Below are 4,001 nucleotides of genomic sequence, written 5' to 3'. Positions count from 1 at the left end.
GCCCCCGCTCTTGCATGCTGGGCGTGTGCAGGGGCTTAACGCTCTGCCTTTGCTTAAGGGGCTTGATACTCACTTGGGCTAAAAATAAGGGATGGGCTTTGATGTAGCTTAGATAATTTTCAAAGAGTGCGGGGTTGTAAAAATAGATTTCTCTCGTTTGCACTTCTCTTAAATGGGCAAAAGCGACTTTAAAGTCCTGCTCGATTTGGCGCATATTGGTAACTTCGCAAGTGAAAAGATAGCCATAGGTGTGCTCTTGTGAGGTGCCCGTGATGCTGTTGTATTCTTTAAGCCGCCGCTCTAGGTCATTCGTGATGCCAATTTTACACTTGCTAGGCTCTAGGCTGGATTGGACAATGTAGAAGTATTCTTGGGGCATAGGGCTTTCCTAAAAGTTTGCAAAGGGGTATTTTAGCACAGAGAAAGCCCGTTTTTAGTTTCAAAAATCCTTACTGACCCTATCTATCCCATCATAAGGATAGTGTAGAGATTTTTAAACTAGCACAATGCCTTCACCTTTAGCCCTTAAAGCTTCTTGCACCTTTTCATACCATTTAAGAATGATTTGGTTGGTTGGCTTGTTCTCATCTTGGCATTTAGTTAAAGTGCGTTGTGTATGTGGGATTGTCTGCCCCTTTGCCCAATCTAGGATTTTTATGGGTCGCCTGTAGTGCATCCAATCCACTAAAGGGTCTTCTTTTTCTGCAATAGGCAAACTTCTATCTTGATTAATGTCATACGCCCCACCGATGACTTGTGTGAGTGCAACAAGTTGCTACCCATGTTTGATCGCCACGATGTCATTCACTCGCATCACCTCTAAGAAATCCCTAATTTGTTCCTCTCCCTCACTCCAATCCGTTAAACCTGCCAAGCCAATAAAGCTGTATTTTTCTAAAATTTGACGCACATCTAGGACACTCCATGCCTCTTGCATATGTTGCTGACTAAGTTGCATGTGCCAAAAAGTGCCCGAAAAACCTGCAACCACGAAAACCTCCCAAGCTTTTTTATTCAAAAATCCTAATACTAAGAGCTAAGGATTATCCCACACAATAGCTTAAAAATATAGGGCACACATAAAATCCAAATCCCAAAGCAAGAGAAACACTAAAAAATCTAAAAAGAAAAGTTGAAAAGTTGCAGGCAAAAACCCCCCGCATCACCCTACTTTCCCACACTTGAAAAGCGCAGTATCATCGGCGTAAGAGAGCTTGACTTCCAGGTTCGGGATGGGGCTGGGTATTTCCTCTCTTCTAGGGACACGGGAAAAGCAAGGCTTTTCCTTAAAAAGCGAAGCTTTTTAAAGCTTTCGGTTCTCTTAAAGTTTTAAGAGAACCTCGGGTTACGCCCTTGTCTTAAGGACTGAGCTTCGATTATTCTAAGTTAAACCCCTAGAACAATCAAGGACGGCTCAGGTTAGAGCTAAGCCATCCCTAAAATAAAAACGCCATTCTAGCATTTTTATTTTAAAAAGCAAACTTAAAAAGCAACGCTTTAAATCAATAGTCTATGTAAGGTCTCTACAAAGCCTCTCATCACACTCAATAAGGCAGTGAAGCTCTCTAAAGCAAGCAAACAAGCCAAACGCTCTATTAGTAGTGGTTAGCTAAATGCATTGCTGCACTTACACACCCACCCTATCAAACATGTAGTCTTCATGCGAGCTTCAGGGAAAGCTTATCTTGGAGTTGGCTTCGAGCTTAGATGCTTTCAGCTCTTATCACAACCATGCGTGGCTACCCAGCGGTGCTCTTGGCAGAACAACTGGTGCACCAGTGGCATGTCCATCCCGGTCCTCTCGTACTAGGGACAGCTCTCCTCAGCTTTCCTACGCCCACAGCAGATAGGGACCGAACTGTCTCACGACGTTCTGAACCCAGCTCGCGTACCGCTTTAAATGGCGAACAGCCATACCCTTGGGACCTGCTCCAGCCCCAGGATGCGATGAGCCGACATCGAGGTGCCAAACCTCCCCGTCGATGTGAGCTCTTGGGGGAGATCAGCCTGTTATCCCCGGGGTACCTTTTATCCTTTGAGCGATGGCTCTTCCACACGAGAACCACCGGATCACTATGACCGACTTTCGTCCCTGCTTGAGTTGTCTCTCTTGCAGTTAAGCTAGCTTGTGCCATTACACTCAGCTGGCGATTTCCAACCGCCATGAGCTAACCTTTGTAAGCCTCCGTTACTTTTTAGGAGGCGACCGCCCCAGTCAAACTACCCACCAAGCATTGTCCTGCCTAAGGATGACTTAGGCCAGTTAGCTAACAAAAACGCCAAGGGTGGTATCTCAAGGATGGCTCCATAAGAGCCAAAGCCCTTACTTCACAGCCTCCCACCTATCCTGCGCATGGCATTCCCATTAGCAGTGCTAAGCTATAGTAAAGGTCCACGGGGTCTTTCCGTCTTGCTGCGGGTAGGAGGAATTTTCACCTCCACTACAATTTCACTGGATCTCTCTTTGAGACAGCTCCCATCTCGTTACGCCATTCATGCAGGTCGGTATTTAACCGACAAGGAATTTCGCTACCTTAGGACCGTTATAGTTACGGCCGCCGTTTACTCGGGCTTCAATTCAAAGCTTCGCCTTGCGGCTAACCCATCCTCTTAACCTTCGAGCACCGGGCAGGCGTCACACCTTATACTTCCTCTTACGAGTTGGCAAAGTGCTGTGTTTTTGGTAAACAGTCGGGAGGGACTCTTTGCTGAGACCTACTTAGAGTAGGCACACCTTATCGCGAACTTACGGTGCTAGTTTGCAGAGTTCCTTAAAGAGAGTTCATCCACGCGCCTTAGAATACTCATCTCATCTACCTGTGTCGGTTTGCGGTACGGACAATTGCAACTAAACTTAGAGACTTTTCTTGGCACGATAGTATCAGCGATTCTCCCCTTGACCCGAAGGTCTTAGAGAGCCTGTCAGGTTTCAAATACAGGAGCGGATTTGCCACTCTCCCAATCTACACCCTTCGACCAGCACTTCCATCAGCTGGCTCGCCTAACTTTATGCGTCCTCCCATCGCACATTGCAATTGGTATGGGAATATTAACCCATTTGCCATCGCCTACCCCTTTTGGACTTGGCTTAGGACCCGACTAACCCTACGATGACGAACATCGCGTAGGAAACCTTAGATTTACGGCGGATACGATTCTTACGCATCTTATCGCTACTCATTCCTGCATGCTCACTTCTGTGCGCTCCAACACTCCTTACCGGTATGCCTTCAGTGCTGCACAGAACGCTCTTCTACCACTATGTGTGAAACATAATCTACAACTTCGGTGTCTATCTTAGCCCCGTTATATTTTCAGCGCATGATCACTAGACCAGTGAGCTGTTACGCTTTCTTTAAAGGATGGCTGCTTCTAAGCCAACCTCCTGGTTGTTTGAGTAACCACACATCTTTTTCCACTCAGAATAGAACTTGGGGACCTTAGTTGGTAGTCTGGGTTGTTTCCCTCTTGACGATTGATTTTATCACCCACCGCCTGACTCCCAAGATACAACAAAAGGTATTCGCAGTTTGACAGGGTTTGGTACTGCGGCGAGCAGCCCTAGCCCAATCAGAGCTCTACCCCCTCTTGTCATGACTTGAGGCTATACCTAAATATATTTCGAAGAGAACCAGCTATCACCAAGTTTGTTTGGCCTTTCACCCCTATCCACAGCTCATCCCAGCCCGTTTCAATGGGCACGGGTTCAGTCCTCCACAAGCTGTTACACTCGTTTCAACTTGGCCATGGATAGATCACTTGGCTTCGGGTCTGCAGCGTCTGACTAAATAGCCCTATTCAGACTCGCTTTCGCTACGGCTCGTTTTCACTTAACCTTGCCAGACACCACAACTCGCAGGATCATTATGCAAAAGGCAGTCCATCACCCTGATAAATCATAGGGCTCTGAATGATTGTAAGTAGATGGTTTCAGGTTCTATTTCACTCCGTTACCCACGGTTCTTTTCACCTTTCCCTCACGGTACTTGTGCGCTATCGGT

Annotated in this window: 1 protein-coding gene, 2 rRNA genes and 1 pseudogene (1 of these 4 cut by a window edge); all 4 read right to left on the bottom strand. The window is 46.7% G+C overall.

The annotated features are described in order from the left end of the window. Positions 1-379: GIY-YIG nuclease family protein (locus tag AOG36_RS03175; protein WP_084815785.1), on the bottom strand; the 379-nt coding region annotated here is incomplete at its 3' end. A 114-nt stretch (positions 380-493) separates the two neighbouring features. Then, positions 494-958 (bottom strand): annotated as a pseudogene (locus AOG36_RS03170) (pyruvate kinase). A gap of 196 nt (positions 959-1,154) precedes the next feature. Then, a 5S ribosomal RNA gene (rrf, locus tag AOG36_RS03165) occupies positions 1,155-1,270 on the bottom strand. 304 nt (positions 1,271-1,574) lie between these two features. Next, positions 1,575-4,001, bottom strand: a 23S ribosomal RNA gene (locus AOG36_RS08180); it runs 521 nt beyond the window's last position.

It is taken from the genome of Helicobacter heilmannii, assembly GCF_001283065.1.
In the GTDB taxonomy this organism is placed as follows: Bacteria; Campylobacterota; Campylobacteria; order Campylobacterales; family Helicobacteraceae; genus Helicobacter; species Helicobacter heilmannii.
The sequence above is the reverse complement of the archived record's forward strand: the minus strand, read 5'-3'. Positions and strand labels throughout refer to the sequence as shown.